General features: G+C 62.7%; 14 protein-coding genes. 8 read left to right on the forward strand and 6 right to left on the reverse strand.

From position 1 onward, the window contains the following. Nucleotides 1-26: 26 nt before the first annotated feature. Both GSQ90_RS18595 and GSQ90_RS18600 read right to left on the reverse strand, forming a co-directional pair. On the reverse strand, nucleotides 27-1,973 hold the full coding sequence (locus GSQ90_RS18595) for a protein meaA (protein ID WP_246731660.1): 1,947 nt from the start codon (nucleotides 1,971-1,973) through the stop codon (nucleotides 27-29). Between the two features lie 162 nt (nucleotides 1,974-2,135). After that, entirely contained in the window at nucleotides 2,136-2,447 is a 312-nt protein-coding gene (locus tag GSQ90_RS18600) for a hypothetical protein (protein WP_158816378.1), read from the reverse strand. Between the two features lie 277 nt (nucleotides 2,448-2,724). Here GSQ90_RS18600 and ccrA point away from each other — a divergent pair, with 277 nt between their 5' ends. Continuing rightward, nucleotides 2,725-3,981 (forward strand): crotonyl-CoA carboxylase/reductase, encoded by a 1,257-nt coding sequence (gene ccrA, locus GSQ90_RS18605; RefSeq protein ID WP_158816609.1) that lies wholly within the window; start codon nucleotides 2,725-2,727, stop codon nucleotides 3,979-3,981. Here the strand turns inward: ccrA and GSQ90_RS18610 are convergent. After that, nucleotides 3,978-4,850 (reverse strand): YihY/virulence factor BrkB family protein, encoded by an 873-nt coding sequence (locus GSQ90_RS18610; protein ID WP_246731661.1) that lies wholly within the window; start codon nucleotides 4,848-4,850, stop codon nucleotides 3,978-3,980. The genes ccrA and GSQ90_RS18610 overlap by 4 nt on opposite strands. A gap of 719 nt (nucleotides 4,851-5,569) precedes the next feature. Between GSQ90_RS18610 and GSQ90_RS18615 the strand changes: the two genes are divergently transcribed. Next, entirely contained in the window at nucleotides 5,570-5,896 is a 327-nt protein-coding gene (locus GSQ90_RS18615; RefSeq protein WP_158816379.1) for a hypothetical protein, read from the forward strand. Between the two features lie 24 nt (nucleotides 5,897-5,920). On the opposite strand, the gene GSQ90_RS18620 is transcribed toward GSQ90_RS18615, so the two are convergent. Both GSQ90_RS18620 and GSQ90_RS18625 read right to left on the reverse strand, forming a co-directional pair. Then, nucleotides 5,921-6,946, reverse strand: coding sequence for an LLM class flavin-dependent oxidoreductase (locus GSQ90_RS18620; protein WP_158816380.1), 1,026 nt, complete (start codon nucleotides 6,944-6,946; stop codon nucleotides 5,921-5,923). 64 nt (nucleotides 6,947-7,010) lie between these two features. Beyond that, nucleotides 7,011-7,502, reverse strand: coding sequence for a MarR family winged helix-turn-helix transcriptional regulator (locus GSQ90_RS18625; RefSeq protein WP_158816611.1), 492 nt, complete (start codon nucleotides 7,500-7,502; stop codon nucleotides 7,011-7,013). 93 nt (nucleotides 7,503-7,595) lie between these two features. On the opposite strand from GSQ90_RS18625, the gene GSQ90_RS18630 reads away from it, so the two are divergent. The 3 genes from GSQ90_RS18630 (at nucleotide 7,596) to GSQ90_RS18640 (ending at nucleotide 9,831) form a co-directional block, all read left to right on the forward strand. Continuing rightward, nucleotides 7,596-8,324: an NAD(P)-dependent oxidoreductase gene (locus GSQ90_RS18630; protein WP_158816381.1), complete on the forward strand. Its 729-nt coding sequence runs from the start codon at nucleotides 7,596-7,598 to the stop codon at nucleotides 8,322-8,324. Beyond that, nucleotides 8,321-8,779 (forward strand): GNAT family N-acetyltransferase, encoded by a 459-nt coding sequence (locus GSQ90_RS18635; RefSeq protein ID WP_158816382.1) that lies wholly within the window; start codon nucleotides 8,321-8,323, stop codon nucleotides 8,777-8,779. Before GSQ90_RS18630 ends, GSQ90_RS18635 begins: the two co-directional genes overlap by 4 nt. A 125-nt stretch (nucleotides 8,780-8,904) precedes the next feature. After that, nucleotides 8,905-9,831 carry a bifunctional helix-turn-helix transcriptional regulator/GNAT family N-acetyltransferase gene (locus tag GSQ90_RS18640; RefSeq protein WP_158816383.1) on the forward strand — a complete coding sequence of 309 codons (927 nt, stop codon included), beginning with the start codon at nucleotides 8,905-8,907 and terminating at the stop codon, nucleotides 9,829-9,831. A 104-nt stretch (nucleotides 9,832-9,935) separates the two neighbouring features. On the opposite strand, the gene GSQ90_RS18645 is transcribed toward GSQ90_RS18640, so the two are convergent. Continuing rightward, nucleotides 9,936-10,817, reverse strand: coding sequence for a helix-turn-helix domain-containing GNAT family N-acetyltransferase (locus GSQ90_RS18645; RefSeq protein ID WP_158816384.1), 882 nt, complete (start codon nucleotides 10,815-10,817; stop codon nucleotides 9,936-9,938). Between the two features lie 165 nt (nucleotides 10,818-10,982). Between GSQ90_RS18645 and GSQ90_RS18650 the strand changes: the two genes are divergently transcribed. The 3 genes from GSQ90_RS18650 (at nucleotide 10,983) to GSQ90_RS18660 (ending at nucleotide 13,451) form a co-directional block, all read left to right on the forward strand. Then, the gene (locus tag GSQ90_RS18650; protein ID WP_158816385.1) at nucleotides 10,983-11,567 is read left to right on the forward strand and encodes a YbhB/YbcL family Raf kinase inhibitor-like protein; all 585 of its coding nucleotides are present in this window, start codon (nucleotides 10,983-10,985) and stop codon (nucleotides 11,565-11,567) included. A gap of 284 nt (nucleotides 11,568-11,851) precedes the next feature. Then, nucleotides 11,852-12,967: a RuBisCO large subunit C-terminal-like domain-containing protein gene (locus GSQ90_RS18655; RefSeq protein WP_158816386.1), complete on the forward strand. Its 1,116-nt coding sequence runs from the start codon at nucleotides 11,852-11,854 to the stop codon at nucleotides 12,965-12,967. After that, entirely contained in the window at nucleotides 12,960-13,451 is a 492-nt protein-coding gene (locus GSQ90_RS18660; RefSeq protein ID WP_158816387.1) for a cupin domain-containing protein, read from the forward strand. Before GSQ90_RS18655 ends, GSQ90_RS18660 begins: the two co-directional genes overlap by 8 nt. The last annotated feature ends 84 nt before the right edge of the window (nucleotides 13,452-13,535 follow it).

Here is a 13,535-nt window from a genome sequence, read left to right on the forward strand (position 1 = left end):
CTTAGAGTTAACGGTGGCGCGCCGCGTCAAACTGTTCGCGAATCGACCAGCCTCACGATATCGCCGATCAGGCGGTTGATCGCGAAATCCTTCGGCGTATAGACCGCCGCGATGCCTTTCGAGCGCAACGTCTCGGCATCCGCTTCAGGAATGATGCCGCCGACCACCATAGGAATGTGGCCAAGGCCAGCCTGGCGCAGCCTGTCGGCGACTTCAAACGCCATCGCCAAATGCGAGCCCGACAGGATCGACAGACCGACGCAATGCACGCCATCCTTCGCCCGTTCCACGATCTCGGCCGGCGTCAATCGGATCCCGTCGTAGACGACATCCATGCCGGCGTCGGTGGCGCGCACGGCGATTTGCTCGGCGCCGTTGGAATGGCCGTCGAGACCTGGCTTGCCGACCAGAAACTTCAGCCGCGCGCCGAGCTTCAGCGACACGCGCTCGACTTCGGCGCGCACGTCGTCAAGATCGGCCGCTTCCTGACGGGCGACAGGGCTGACGCCGGTCGGCGCGCGATATTCGCCGAATGTCGCTCGGAGCGTCGCACCCCATTCGCCGGTGGTGACGCCCGCTTTGGCCGCTTCGATCGAGGGAACCATGATGTTGGTTCCCTCTCTGGCCGCCTTGCGCAAATCGTCGAGCGCGCGCTGAACCGCATTCTCGTCGCGCGCCGCGCGCCAGCTTTGCAGCCGCGCGACCTGATCGGCTTCGACCTGGGGCGCGATGACGATGATGGAATTGCCGCCGTCGGTCAAAGGCGACGGCTCGCTTTGCGTGAACCGGTTGACGCCGACGACGATCTGCTCGCCCCGCTCGATCGCCTCAAGACGGCGTGTGTTCGACTGAACCAGCTTGCGCTTCATATAGCCCGATTCAATCGCCGCGACCGCGCCGCCCATCGCCCCGATGGCGGCCAGTTCGGTTCGCGCCTCGGCTTTGAGGGCGGCGACTAGACTGTCGATTTCGCGACTGCCTTCAAAAATGTCGCCAAATTCCAGGAGGTCCGTCTCATAGGCCATGATCTGCTGCAGGCGCAGCGACCATTGCTGATCGAAGGGGCGCGGCAGGCCGAGCGCCTCGTTCCAGGCCGGCAATTGCACGGCCCGCGCACGGGCGTTGCGGGACAGTACGACCGCCAGCATTTCAATGAGAATGCGGTAGGCGTTGTTTTCCGGCTGCTGCTCGGTGAGGCCGAGCGAATTGACCTGAACGCCATAGCGAAAGCGCCGTTTGACGGGGTCGGCGACCTGATAGCGCTCGCGCGTAATCTCGTCCCACAATTCCGCGAAAGCGCGCATTTTCGCCAATTCGGTGACAAAGCGCATGCCGGCGTTGACGAAGAAGGACAGGCGCCCGACGACTTCGGCAAAGGAGGCTTCGTCGACCTCGCCGGACGCGCGCACCATATCGAGCACGGCCACGGCCGTCGCCAGCGCGAAACTGAGTTCCTGCACCGGCGTCGCCCCGGCCTCCTGCAAATGATAGGAGCAAACGTTCATCGGGTTCCATTTCGGCGTCTCGCGCGCCGAAAACAGGATCAGGTCCTTGGTCAAGCGAAGCGAGGGGCCCGGCGGGAACACATAGGAGCCGCGCGAAAGATATTCCTTGATGATGTCGTTTTGGGTCGTCCCCTGCAGGCTGGCGCGCGGCGCGCCCTGCTCTTCGGCGACCGCGACATAGAGCGCCATCAGCCAGGGCGCGGTCGCGTTGATCGTCATCGAGGTGTTCATCCGGTCAAGCGGAATATCGGCGAGCAGCGCACGCATGTCGCCAATATGCGAGATCGCGACGCCCACTTTGCCGACCTCGCCGCGCGCCAGCGGATGATCGCTGTCATAGCCGGTTTGCGTCGGCAAATCGAAGGCAATGGAAAGCCCCGTCTGGCCTTTGGCCAGATTGTCGCGAAAGAGCTTGTTCGACTCGGCCGCGGATGAATGACCCGCATAAGTGCGGAAAATCCAGGGCATATCCCGTTTTCGCGCCCCAAAATCGCCGTTTGGCGTCGTCTGCATCATCCGCCCTTGCCGCCGCATCGCTGCTTTTGCTGCAGAGCACAATTACAGAAATCCTCGCCCCGCGCCAGCGATCGCTCAGAGGGCCGAGCGGCGGGCGGAAGTCTCCCGTCCGATTCAGGAAAGCCGGCTCTTGGCGAAGCCAAGCGCAAAGAACAGGACAAATGCAGTCCCAATCGCGAAACCGATCGTCAGGACAAGGTCGTCGGCGCGAAATGGCGCGAACAACCGATAGCGCAGATAGATTCCCGCGCAAACGCCAATCAAGGCGAGAACGCCATTGAGGAAGGGCCCAAATCCTGAGCCCCGCGCAATGACGTCAAGGACAAAGCCGGTCGCCAGCACCGCGATAATCACGATGAGAATCAGAAATGAAAATTCTGCGCCGGAAAGGTCTTTCATATTCGCTAGCCAGGGAATTGAATTCATGGCGATAACTCGCGGCGCGTTCACAAAAGCTTGGAACGTTGAAGCGAATATTAGCGAACGATTGATGATAGAACAGTGAATGCGCAACGCCGAGCCCGCCTTCGCGCGGACGATTCATCTAAGGGAGGGATTGATTTCCCACACGGGTGGCGCGATGAAGGCAATGCTGCGGCGCAATATTTCAAGTCGGCCAACCCGACATCCCGGGGAGACGAGGACGGACATGACCAATCGCGCGACAAGCGGAGCCTCTTTCGATAGGCAATCTCCGACCAAAATGAGCGCCGAATCGACCAAGGATCTCTACGAAATTGGCGAAATTCCCCCGCTGGGTCACGTCCCAGCGACGATGTACGCCTGGGTTGTGCGCAAGGATCGGCACGGACCTCCAGAAGAATCGATGAAGATCGAAGTCGTCCCGACATGGCCGCTCGACAGCCATGACGTGCTGGTCCTCGTGATGGCCGCCGGCGTCAATTACAATGGAATCTGGGCCGCCCTGGGCGAACCGGTGTCAGTGCTGGACGTCCATAAGCACCCCTATCACATCGCAGGATCGGATGCGTCGGGCATCGTCTGGGCCGTCGGCTCGAAGGTGAAGCGCTGGAAGGTCGGCGATGAAGTCGTTGTCCATTGCAATCAGGACGATGGCGACGACGAGGAATGCAACGGCGGCGATCCGATGTTTTCCGCCTCGCAGCGCATTTGGGGCTATGAAACGCCGGACGGGTCCTTCGCGCAATTTTGCCGCGTGCAGGACCGCCAGTTGATGGAGCGTCCGAGGCATTTGACCTGGGAGGAAAGCGCCTCCTACACGCTGACGCTCGCCACCGCCTATCGCATGCTGTTCGGCCATGAGCCGCATCGCCTCAAGCCTGGCGACAATGTGCTGGTCTGGGGCGCTTCGGGCGGCCTTGGCGTGTTTGGCGTGCAGCTTTGCGCGGCGGCCGGCGCCAATGCGATCGGCATCATCTCGGACGAATCCAAACGCGACTATGTAATGTCGCTGGGCGCCAAGGGCGTCATCAATCGCAAGGATTTCAAGTGCTGGGGCCAATTGCCCAAGGTCAATTCGGACGAATATTCCGCGTTCATGGCGCAGGCGCGCAAATTCGGCAAAGCGATCTGGGACATTACCGGCAAGAAGGATGTCGACACCGTGTTCGAGCATCCCGGCGAGCAGACGTTTCCGGTCTCCTGTTTCGTCGTCAAGCGCGGCGGCATGGTGGTCTTCTGCGCGGGCACCAGCGGCTTCAATCTGACGTTCGACGCGCGTTTTGTCTGGATGCGGCAAAAGCGCATTCAGGGTTCGCATTTCGCCCATCTCAAACAGGCGGCTGCCGCCAACAAATTCGTCGTCGACCGGCGCATCGACCCCTGTATGTCGGAGGTTTTCCCATGGGACAAAATCCCGCTCGCGCATACCAAAATGTGGAAGAACGAACATGCGCCCGGCAATATGGCGGTGCTCGTCAATGCGCCGAAGACAGGATTGCGCACGCTTGAGGACGCGATCGAGGCGGGCCGCGCTTAATGGCGGCGGCGTTCTTTGCGCGCGCGCATGATCGCCGCATTGAGATCGCCGCCGAAAACAAAGATCGCCGCGATCGTATACAGGAAGACCAACGCGATCATCACCGAAGCCAGGCCCGCATAGGTCGAAACATAATTGCGCGCGAATTCACCGAGATAGGCGCCGAAAATCTCGCCGAACGCGACGCAACTGACGAAGGTCAGCGCGACCCCAGGCGCGATCTCAAGGAAGGTCCGGCGCTCCATCGGCAGCCAGCGATGCGCGATGAGCAGCGAGATCGCCATCACGAAAGAGGCGATCGCCAATCGCGCAAACGTCACCATGCTCTGGAGCGGCGCGAGGCTCGGCGCAAAGCGCAAGACCGTCGCCCAGATGAACGGCCAGAGCACAACGAGGAAGGCAAGCGCCAACAGCGATAACGCGCCAACCAGGACATAGGCGATTGATTCCAGCCGCAGCAGCCACCACGGCCGCGCCTCCACCGTTTCGTAGGCCCGATTGAGACCGACCCGCAGCGCCTCGATCGCGCTCGAAGAGAAGTAAAGCGCGAGAATGGCGCCGATCGTCAAAAGGCCGCCGCGCGGCGCGGTTAGAACGCTGTGAACTTCATTCGAAATGGGATTGGCGACGATCGCGGGCCATGCGTCGAAGATCAGCTTGGCAGCCTCGTCGGAGAGGTCCTGAGACCCCAGAAACGATGCGAGCGCGGTAACGAAAATCAGAAACGGAAACAGGGAGGTCAGAGTGGTCAGAGCGATATGGCTGGCGATCGCCCACCCGTCGTCCGCCGTGAATCGGACATAAGCGTCGACAAAGACGGCGACAATTCTGCGAATGCGAAGCCAAGTCCGCGCCCTGATCGCAACCACATTGAAACCCCGCCCCCGGCCCTGCCGCCTGACAAACGCTACGCAACCTGCCTGCGGTAACGCAACTCTTGGATAAAGGTTTCGCGCGGGCGCGAGAGCTCCGCGACCCAAAAAGCCAAGAGAATCAACGACAAACCGAATCGCGGCCTGGCTGCAAGGGCGTTATTTTTCTGGCGAGCCGAAGCTCTTGACTTGCGCCCGGCGGCGCTCAACGCCGATTCGTGCCGGTTCCGTTCCCTGTCTGGACTGGCGCGCTCATTTGCGGGACGCTTCCGTCGACGAGGCGCCCAGTGGTCGCTTTCCACAAGGCGGTTGTATTGCAACGTTATCGTCGCCATTTCGACAATTGGAGCGAAAACGGCGTTTCGTCTTATTTCGTATCCATTTGCCGTCTTTTGCCTTATAGAGAATATTCAACCCGCAAAACACTATCGGAGTGAGCGATAATATTTTGCGCCTCGGCCAGCGCGGCGCCTGTCATTTGAGTTCGCGTGGCTATGGAGTTCATTCTCATGATAAACAACCACGCCCGATGGCGTGCCGCGCCGCCGACGCCATGGATCGGCAATCGCTCCGAGACCGGATTTGTCGCGGCGCCCGCTTTCAAATGGGACGACGCCGAGAGCTAATTGCCGCCTTCCGATCCGTAGCCGGACATCGGTTGGCCCGTCGCCAGACGAACGGGCGGCCGCCGACCCTCAATCGCAGCGAGAACAAATATGAGCCGTCACCTCTATAATGTGGGCGAGGCCGTTACCCTGACCCCCCATTCGGGACATTATTTGAAAACCAACGGGGCCTATGTCGTGAGCGCGCTCATGCCGCCCTTGGGCGATGTGCTTCAATATCGGATCAAATGCGCCTCCGAGCCCTATGAGCGCGTCGTGGCGGAGCATCAGCTCAATCGCGCCGATGCCGAGGCGATCCCGCCCGCAGACGCAATTGTCGCGCCGGTCAAGCCAGCGTTGAAGACCTGGGCCGGACGCGGCATTCGCGCGGCATCGGCGGCTCCGCCGCGCGATCGTGCGGCGTCACGCCCCCGATAAGGCGAAGCCCGGCCGAGGCCTCGCTTAGATCAGCGCCTTCTCCAGGCCCAGCGCCTGTTTGACCTCGGCGAGGATTTCGTAGGAGCGCAGTCGCGCTTCGTGATCATAGATCGCGGAGGCGACCATCAATTCGTCCGCGCCAGTCTCGTCGATGAAGGCCGCCAAGCCGCGCCGCACCGTTTCGCGCGATCCGACGAAAGCATAAGTCAGCATATTGGACGCGTGCGCCTTCTCCTGCGGCGTCCAATAGGTTTCGATATCGTCAATGGGCGGGCGCAACTGGCCGCGCGTTCCGCGCAAGAGATTGGTGAAGCTCTGCTGGGCGGAGGTGAACAGCCGGCGCGCCTCCGAATCGGTCTCCGCGGCGACCACGTTCACGCCAACCATCGCGTAAGGGCGCTGCAACTGCTGCGACGGCTCGAATTTTTTACGATAGACCTGCAAAGCCTGCATCAGCGCGTCGGGTGCGAAATGCGAAGCGAAGGCGTAAGGCAGACCCAGCGCGGCGGCGAGCTGCGCGCCAAACAGGCTCGACCCGAGAATCCAGATCGGGACATTGAGGCCCGTCCCCGGAACGGCCTGAACCCTCTGCCCTTCTTGCAGCGGCCCAAGCAGAGCCTGCAGCTCCAGCACGTCGCGCGGAAAATTATCAGCGTTTTCGGGCGCGCGGCGTAAAGCGCGCAGCGTCATCTGATCTGTGCCTGGCGCCCGGCCAAGGCCGAGATCGATGCGTCCGGGATAAAGCGATTCCAGCGTGCCGAATTGCTCGGCGATGACCATCGGCGCGTGATTGGGCAGCATAATGCCGCCCGAGCCGACCCGGATCGTGCGCGTGCCTTCCGCGACATAGCCGATGGCGACCGCGGTCGCCGCGCTGGCGATGCCGACCATATTATGATGCTCGGCGAGCCAATAGCGATTGTAGCCCCAGCGTTCGGCATGCTGCGCGAGATCGCGCGAATTGCGTAGCGCCTGTCCCGGCGTCGACCCCTGCGGCACGGGCGCAAGATCGAGGATCGAGAAGAGCGGCGGTTTGCTGGCTGTTGTCATGTCAGCAACATCGGGACGAAAGGGCGAAGGTTCAAGACGGGATTGATCGATTGCGCCGCTCACATCAGGCCGGCGCCGTTTTCCCGGCGCCCTCGTTCGTCGCGACGCGGACCAGCCAGCGCCTGATCGCCTGTTCCTCCGAGGCGGACAAGCCGGCGGTGAGATCGCGCTCCACGGCATGGGCGCGCGCGCGGCATTCGGCGAGCAAAGCGACGCCGAGCTCGGTCAGATCGAGATGCTGGATGCGTCCGTGAACGGCATGGGGCCGGCGAGCCAAAGCGCCCATGCGCTCCAGATTGGCGACGATGACGCTGACGGTCTGCGGGGTCAGCAAGGCGACGCGCGCCAGATCGGCGTTGGAATGGCCGGGATAGGCGGCCAGCATCGTCAGCACTAGGAATTGCGGCAGCGTGACGGCGATATCGGCGAGCCCCCGTTCCATCCTGAGCCGATGCGCGCCGGCGGCCTGGCGCAAGAGATAGCCGAGATAGCCCTCCTCGCCACGCTTGCCTTCGCCGGCTTCGGGCAATCGGGCGCCAGGGTGAGGCTTGATCATCATGTTAGAGCTCTGATATATTATTCGAGCTCTAACATTATAACGCTTCGATGAAGCGAGCCAGCCTCATCGACCACCAGGAAACCCACGGACATGAGCGGTTGCCTGTTCCTTGCCGGCGCCAGCGGCGCGATCGGCCGGCGTCTCGCGCCGCTGCTCGTCGCCGACGGCTGGCGCGTCATCGCGACAACACGTTCGCAAGACAAGATTTCGGCCCTTCGCCAAATGGGCGTCGAACCCATCGTCATCGACGTCTTCGACGCCGACGCTTTGCTTGACGCCGTGGCGCGGGCGCAACCGAGCGTCATCGTTCATCAGCTTACCGACCTGCCGGCCGGCCTCGACCCCGGTCAGATCGCCGCGGCGCTGCCCCGCAACGCGCGCATCAGAGACGAGGGGACGCGCAACCTCATCGCCGCCGCCGTACGCGCCGGCGCGGGACGGTTCATCGCCCAAAGCATCGCTTTCGCTTATGCGGATGGGCCGACGCCGCACGGCGAAGAAGATCGGCTCAATATCGACGCCAATGGCGGCGCGAGCGTCTCGGTCCGCGGCGTGGCGAGCCTTGAACGGCAGACGCTTGACGCGCCGCTACACGCCATTGTGCTACGCTACGGCCGGCTCTACGGCCCTGGCACGGGCTTTGACGCGGCGTCGGGCGCAGGCCCCGTCCATGTGGACGCCGCCGCGCAAGCGGCAAGACTCGCCGTTACGCAGGGGCCGCCGGGAATCTACAACATCGCGGAAGACGATGGCGCGGTCTCAAGCGAGAAAGCGAAGCGCTTGCTCGGCTGGAGCGCCGCCTGGAGAGCAAAACCATGACGCCGTCGATCGCCGCCTCCGGACCCCTTGCGGACATCAGTAGCGTGGACGACGAGCACGCGGTCGCGGCCTGCTATCCGCTCATGCGCCAGCTTCGACCGCATCTTGCCTCCGAGCAGGAATTCATCGCGCGGTGGAGACGTCAGGTCGCAGCAGGCTATCGCCTTCTCGCGATGTGGCGGGAAACGAAACCAGTGGCCCTGGCGGGCTATCGCGTTCAGGACAATTTCGTGCACGGCGTCCATCTCTATGTCGACGATCTCGTGACCGACGAGACGCTGCGAAGCGGCGGTTACGGCCACGCGCTGATAGAACGCCTCAAGGCGGAGGGACGCGCGCTCGGCTGCGCAAAGCTTGTCCTCGATACGCCGCTGACGAATACGCTCGGCCACCGTTTTTATTATCGCGAGGGCCTGCTGGCGGCGGCCTTGCGTTTCAACATGCCCCTCGCCTGAGCCAGGACGAAGCGGTCGTCTTGCTCCCTGTCGACGCGGGTCCCTCGGCACGGCCTCAGCGCCTGTATTGACTTAGTCAACACAGGCGCTTAACCTAAGTCCGCAGATCTGGAGACAGAGAAATCATGGATGCGATCGGCCGGCTGCGGCGATTCAACCGGTTCTACACACGCCAGCTCGGCCTGCTCGACGAGCGCCTTTCGCATAGCCCCTTCTCGCTCACCCAGGCGCGCGTGCTTTATGAACTGGCCCATCGCACGTCGCCGACCGCCGCCGAAATCGCGCGCGATCTCGGCCTCGATCCCGCGCAGCTCAGCCGGATTCTCAAAGCTTTCAGGACGCGGAGGCTGCTCACGAGCGCGCCAAGCGCGGCGCACGCCAAGCACAAGCTGCTGTCCCTCACGCCCAAAGGGCGCGCGGCGTTCGATACGCTCGAACAGGCGACAGTCGAACAGATCGCCGGCATGCTGGCGCCACTCGGCGAAACGGCGCGCCGGCGCTTGATCGGCGCAGCCGATGTTATCGAGGAAGCGTTGAGTCCGCGTGCGCCTTCTGGCCCGGATTTCATCCTTAGGAGCCCGCGAGTCGGCGATATCGGTTGGGTGATTCATCGCCAGGGCGCGCTCTATGCCGGCGAATATGGCTGGGACTGGACTTTTGACGGATTGGTTGCGGAAATTCTCGGCGGCTTCGTCAAGAACTTCGACCCCGTCCGCGAACAGGGATGGCTCGCCGAGCGTCATGGCGAGATCGTCGGCTCGATCTTCCTGATGCGCGGCGACGACGAGGCGACAGGCAAATTGCGCCTGCTTTACATCGAGCCGGAGGCCCGTGGGTTAGGGATCGGCGCGGCTTTGGTCGACGCCTGCGTCGCAAGAGCCAGAGAGGTCGGCTACGCCAGATTGACCCTGTGGACCAACGACATTCTTGTCGCCGCCCGGCGCCTTTATGAAGCCGCTGGCTTCAAGCTGATCAGCGAAGAGCCGCATGTCTCTTTCGGCAAGGCCCTCGTCGGTCAGACATGGACGATGGATCTGCACGCCATCACGTAGAAATCCACCGCCTCATTGTCGCGGACGGCGAGACAGATCCGCGGCGAAACTCCGCATCTGAACCGGCGCGAGAGCCGGCGGCTTCAATGCGACTCTATGCCGCGCTACAAGTCCTTTGCGAACCAATGATGCGCATAAGGTTCGTCATTGAAGGGGGCGACTTCCCGATACCCCTCGCTGCGGTAGAGCGCCTGCGCCTCTTTGAGCGTCCGGTTGGTTTCGAGGCGAAGCGCCGTCAGGCCGGCGTCCCGCGCAATGGCCTCAAGCGTTTGGAGCATTTTTCGTGCGATTCCGCGACCGCGCGCGGAGGAGGCCGTCCACATCCGCTTGATCTCGCCGGTCGTCTTGTCCCCAAACTTGAGCGCGCAGCATCCAGCCGGACAGCCATCCAGCCGAGCGACAATGAACACGCCCGCCGGGGGCGCCATCTCGTCATCGCGCGCCGGATTGCTCTTGGTGGGATCGAAGCCGCTCTCGAAACGTTCCGTAAGTTCGTGAAAATATTCGTCGAGGCACCATCGCGCGTCCTCGCTACCCGGCGCTTCAATGCGCACGTCGACGGCGGCGACTCTGATCAGTCGCTCGACCTCCGCCATGGCGTCAACCAGGCGGTCGCGTTGCGCCGCTTCGAGCGGCGCCAATATCGATTGGGCGAGTTCGTCGGAAAGCCCCTCGTACGCCGCGAATTCGGCCTGCCCTTTCGGCGTCAGGCTCACGCGTCGCAAGCGGCCATCCCCGATTTGTTTGTCGACCAGGATGAGGCCTTGCGCTTCCAGCGACCTGAGAAGCCGGCTGAGATATCCAGAATCCAGACCGAGTTTGCTTCGCAGCGCGCGCACATCCGCGCCATGCGCGCCCGCTTCGAAAATGAGCCGCGCCTCCCCCAAAGGGCGACCGCGACGCAAATAGCTTTCCTCCAGCGCGCCGATGCGTTGGGTGACCACGCGGTTGAAATGACGAACTTGCTGAATCTGGCGCGAATCCATTCTCTGACTTTAGTCAGATATCTCTGAAACGCAAGAGCGACCGCTCGTGGAAGAAGCATAAGGCGGGATATCGGGCGGATTGCCCGCAAAGCCATGGCGAGGCACAATCCCCCCAACGGACTCGCCTGTCCGAGCACGGTCAAACAGGATGAAAGGGGAAACGCTATGGCGAGCAAGCTGCCGGCGGCCACGCTCCTGACGAAGGGCGCCGCAATCCTGATATTTTGCTGTGGCGGAGCCGCTCTGGCGGCCGAACCCTTCACGCTGACTTCAACGACCTTCAAAGATGGCGCCATCATGCCGAAGAAGATCGCCAACGCCAATCCGGCCAATCCCAATTGCGTCGGCGAAAATGTATCGCCGCAATTGGCCTGGGCAGGCGCGCCCGAGGGAACGAGAAGTTTCGCGCTGACCATGGTCGATCCGGAAGGGCGAGGCGGCACGGGCGTCTATCACTGGCTCGCCTACGGAATTCCGCTGGACGTAACTTCCTTCGCGGAGGGCGAGGTCAGCAAGCCGTCGGATAAATATATCGGCGGCAGGAGCAGCCAGGGCGTCGCCAATTATTCCGGCCCCTGCCCTCCGCCGGGCTCGCCCCACCACTATACGTTCGTGGTCATCGCCACCGATCTGGACGCCAAGGAATTGCCGCCGGGACTGACCATGCCGGAACTTTGGGCGCGCTTGACAGGGCGCACGAAGGGCGCGGCGGGACTGGTCGGACTTTTCGTCAATCCCTATCCCAATTGACTTTCCGCGCGTCGATCCGAGTGGGGTTGATCAAAGACAGCCCGGAAGGCTTTCTGGCGCTTCGCGTCATCGAAAGCGGATTTCGCAGACTGACTGATCGCGCAGGCTTGTCATGGCGCGCATTGCGCTATACCGCGACGTTCGACATCCATGCGGCGGCGACAGCCGGCGTGAGGCCGGTGTATTGAAGCGAACGGATCGCCCCGAAAGAAGAACCCGCTTCGACAGAAACAACGAGGTCATGAGGCGCCCGCCGCCGGACCACCCAAAGAGAAGGGGCTGCTTTGCCTTCAAGACTGATTGCTTCCTACCGCATTCGCAGCGACGCGAAGGCGATCGATGAGCGTGCGCGCACGATCGCAATCGAGCAAAGCGTCGAAATGCCGGTGTCGGCCGTCCGCGAGGCTTCGATCCTGAGCGACATCGTCGGCCAGGTGAGCAGCATCGCCGATCGCGGCGACGGCTGGTTCGATGTCGACATCGCCCTTGCGACATCGACGATCGGCGACGACGCGGGCCAACTCCTCAATATGCTGTTCGGCAATACTTCGCTGCATGAGGATGTCATTCTCCACGACGTCGCGCTGCCGGACGAATTGCTTGCGAGATTTGGCGGTCCTCGTCATGGACTCCAGGGACTGCGGCGCCGTGCGCGGGCTGAAAATCGTGCGCTGACCTGTTCCGCCCTCAAGCCTCAGGGCCTGTCGGCGGACGCGCTCGCCGAACTTGCTTTCGCGCTGGCGCAGGGCGGCCTCGATTTCGTCAAGGACGACCACGGACTGGCCGATCAATCCTACAGCCCCTTTGAGACGCGCGTTCGCGCCTGCGCCGGAGCCGTGCGCAAGGCCGCCGCGATCACGGGCGCGCCAACCCGCTATATCCCGAGCCTGTCAGGCCATTTTGGGCAAATCGAGCGCCAGCTTGGCGTCGCCCGCGACGAGGGCATCGACACCGTCATGATTGCGCCCGCCATCGCTGGCGTCTCGACATTGCAAGGCCTCGTCGCCGCGCATCCAGACTTCGCCTTCATCACCCACCCCACCATGTCGGGCGCCGCGCGCGTCTCGCCCGTGCTTTTCGCGCGGCTGTTCCGGCTGTTCGGCGCGGACGGCGCCATTTTCCCCAATCACGGCGGACGCTTTGGCTATTCGAGCCAGACCTGTGGGCAAATCGCCAGCAGGTTGCGCGAGCCATGGGGCGATCTCCAGGCCGGCGTTCCGGTGCCGGCCGGCGGCATGAATGTGCGGCGCGTTCCCGAGATGCTGCGCTTCTACGGAAAAGATGCGATGCTGCTGATCGGCGGCGCGCTTCTGTCGGCGCCCCGAGAGAATCTCGCCGCCGAGACAGCCAGTTTCGTGCGCGCGGTCGCCGAACATGATTATGGTGAAAAGGATGTCTGACGCCGTTCTTGATCCGGCCTCGCTGCGCAAAGCCGAGGATTTTCGCTGGGCGGGCGTCGATTCGCGCCGCTACAAGGAGGAGAACGCCGCGCCGTTCAAAGCGGTGTCGCGGCAGGTTCTGTTCTCCGATCCGCGCCTGGCGGGCGAATTGCGCTATTTCGAGGTTGAGCCCGATGGCTATTCCACACTGGAGCGCCACGAGCATATGCATGCGGTGATGATCCTGCGCGGCGAGGGGCAAGTGCTCGTCGGGACGATTGTTCATGCGGTGAAGCCGCATGACCTCATCACGATCCCGCCCTGGACCTGGCATCAGTTTCGCCCGGCGCCGGGCGAAAAGCTCGGCTTCCTATGCCTCGTCAACGCCGACCGCGACCGGCCGCAATTGCCGACGCTCGAAGAGCTTTCCGCACTGCGAGCCGATTTGGAGGTGGCGCACTTTCTCGACGGCGTAAACAAAGACGAGAGCGCCGGACGGCGTTAGACGAAACGCGCCAGCCTATGGATATGGCTTGCGGAACGGCTCCCCCAGCGCGCTCTGGCCGCGCTTGGCCCGCGGCTGGTTTTT

It is taken from the genome of Methylocapsa sp. S129 (assembly GCF_009765995.1).
Taxonomy (GTDB): domain Bacteria; phylum Pseudomonadota; class Alphaproteobacteria; order Rhizobiales; family Beijerinckiaceae; genus Roseiarcus.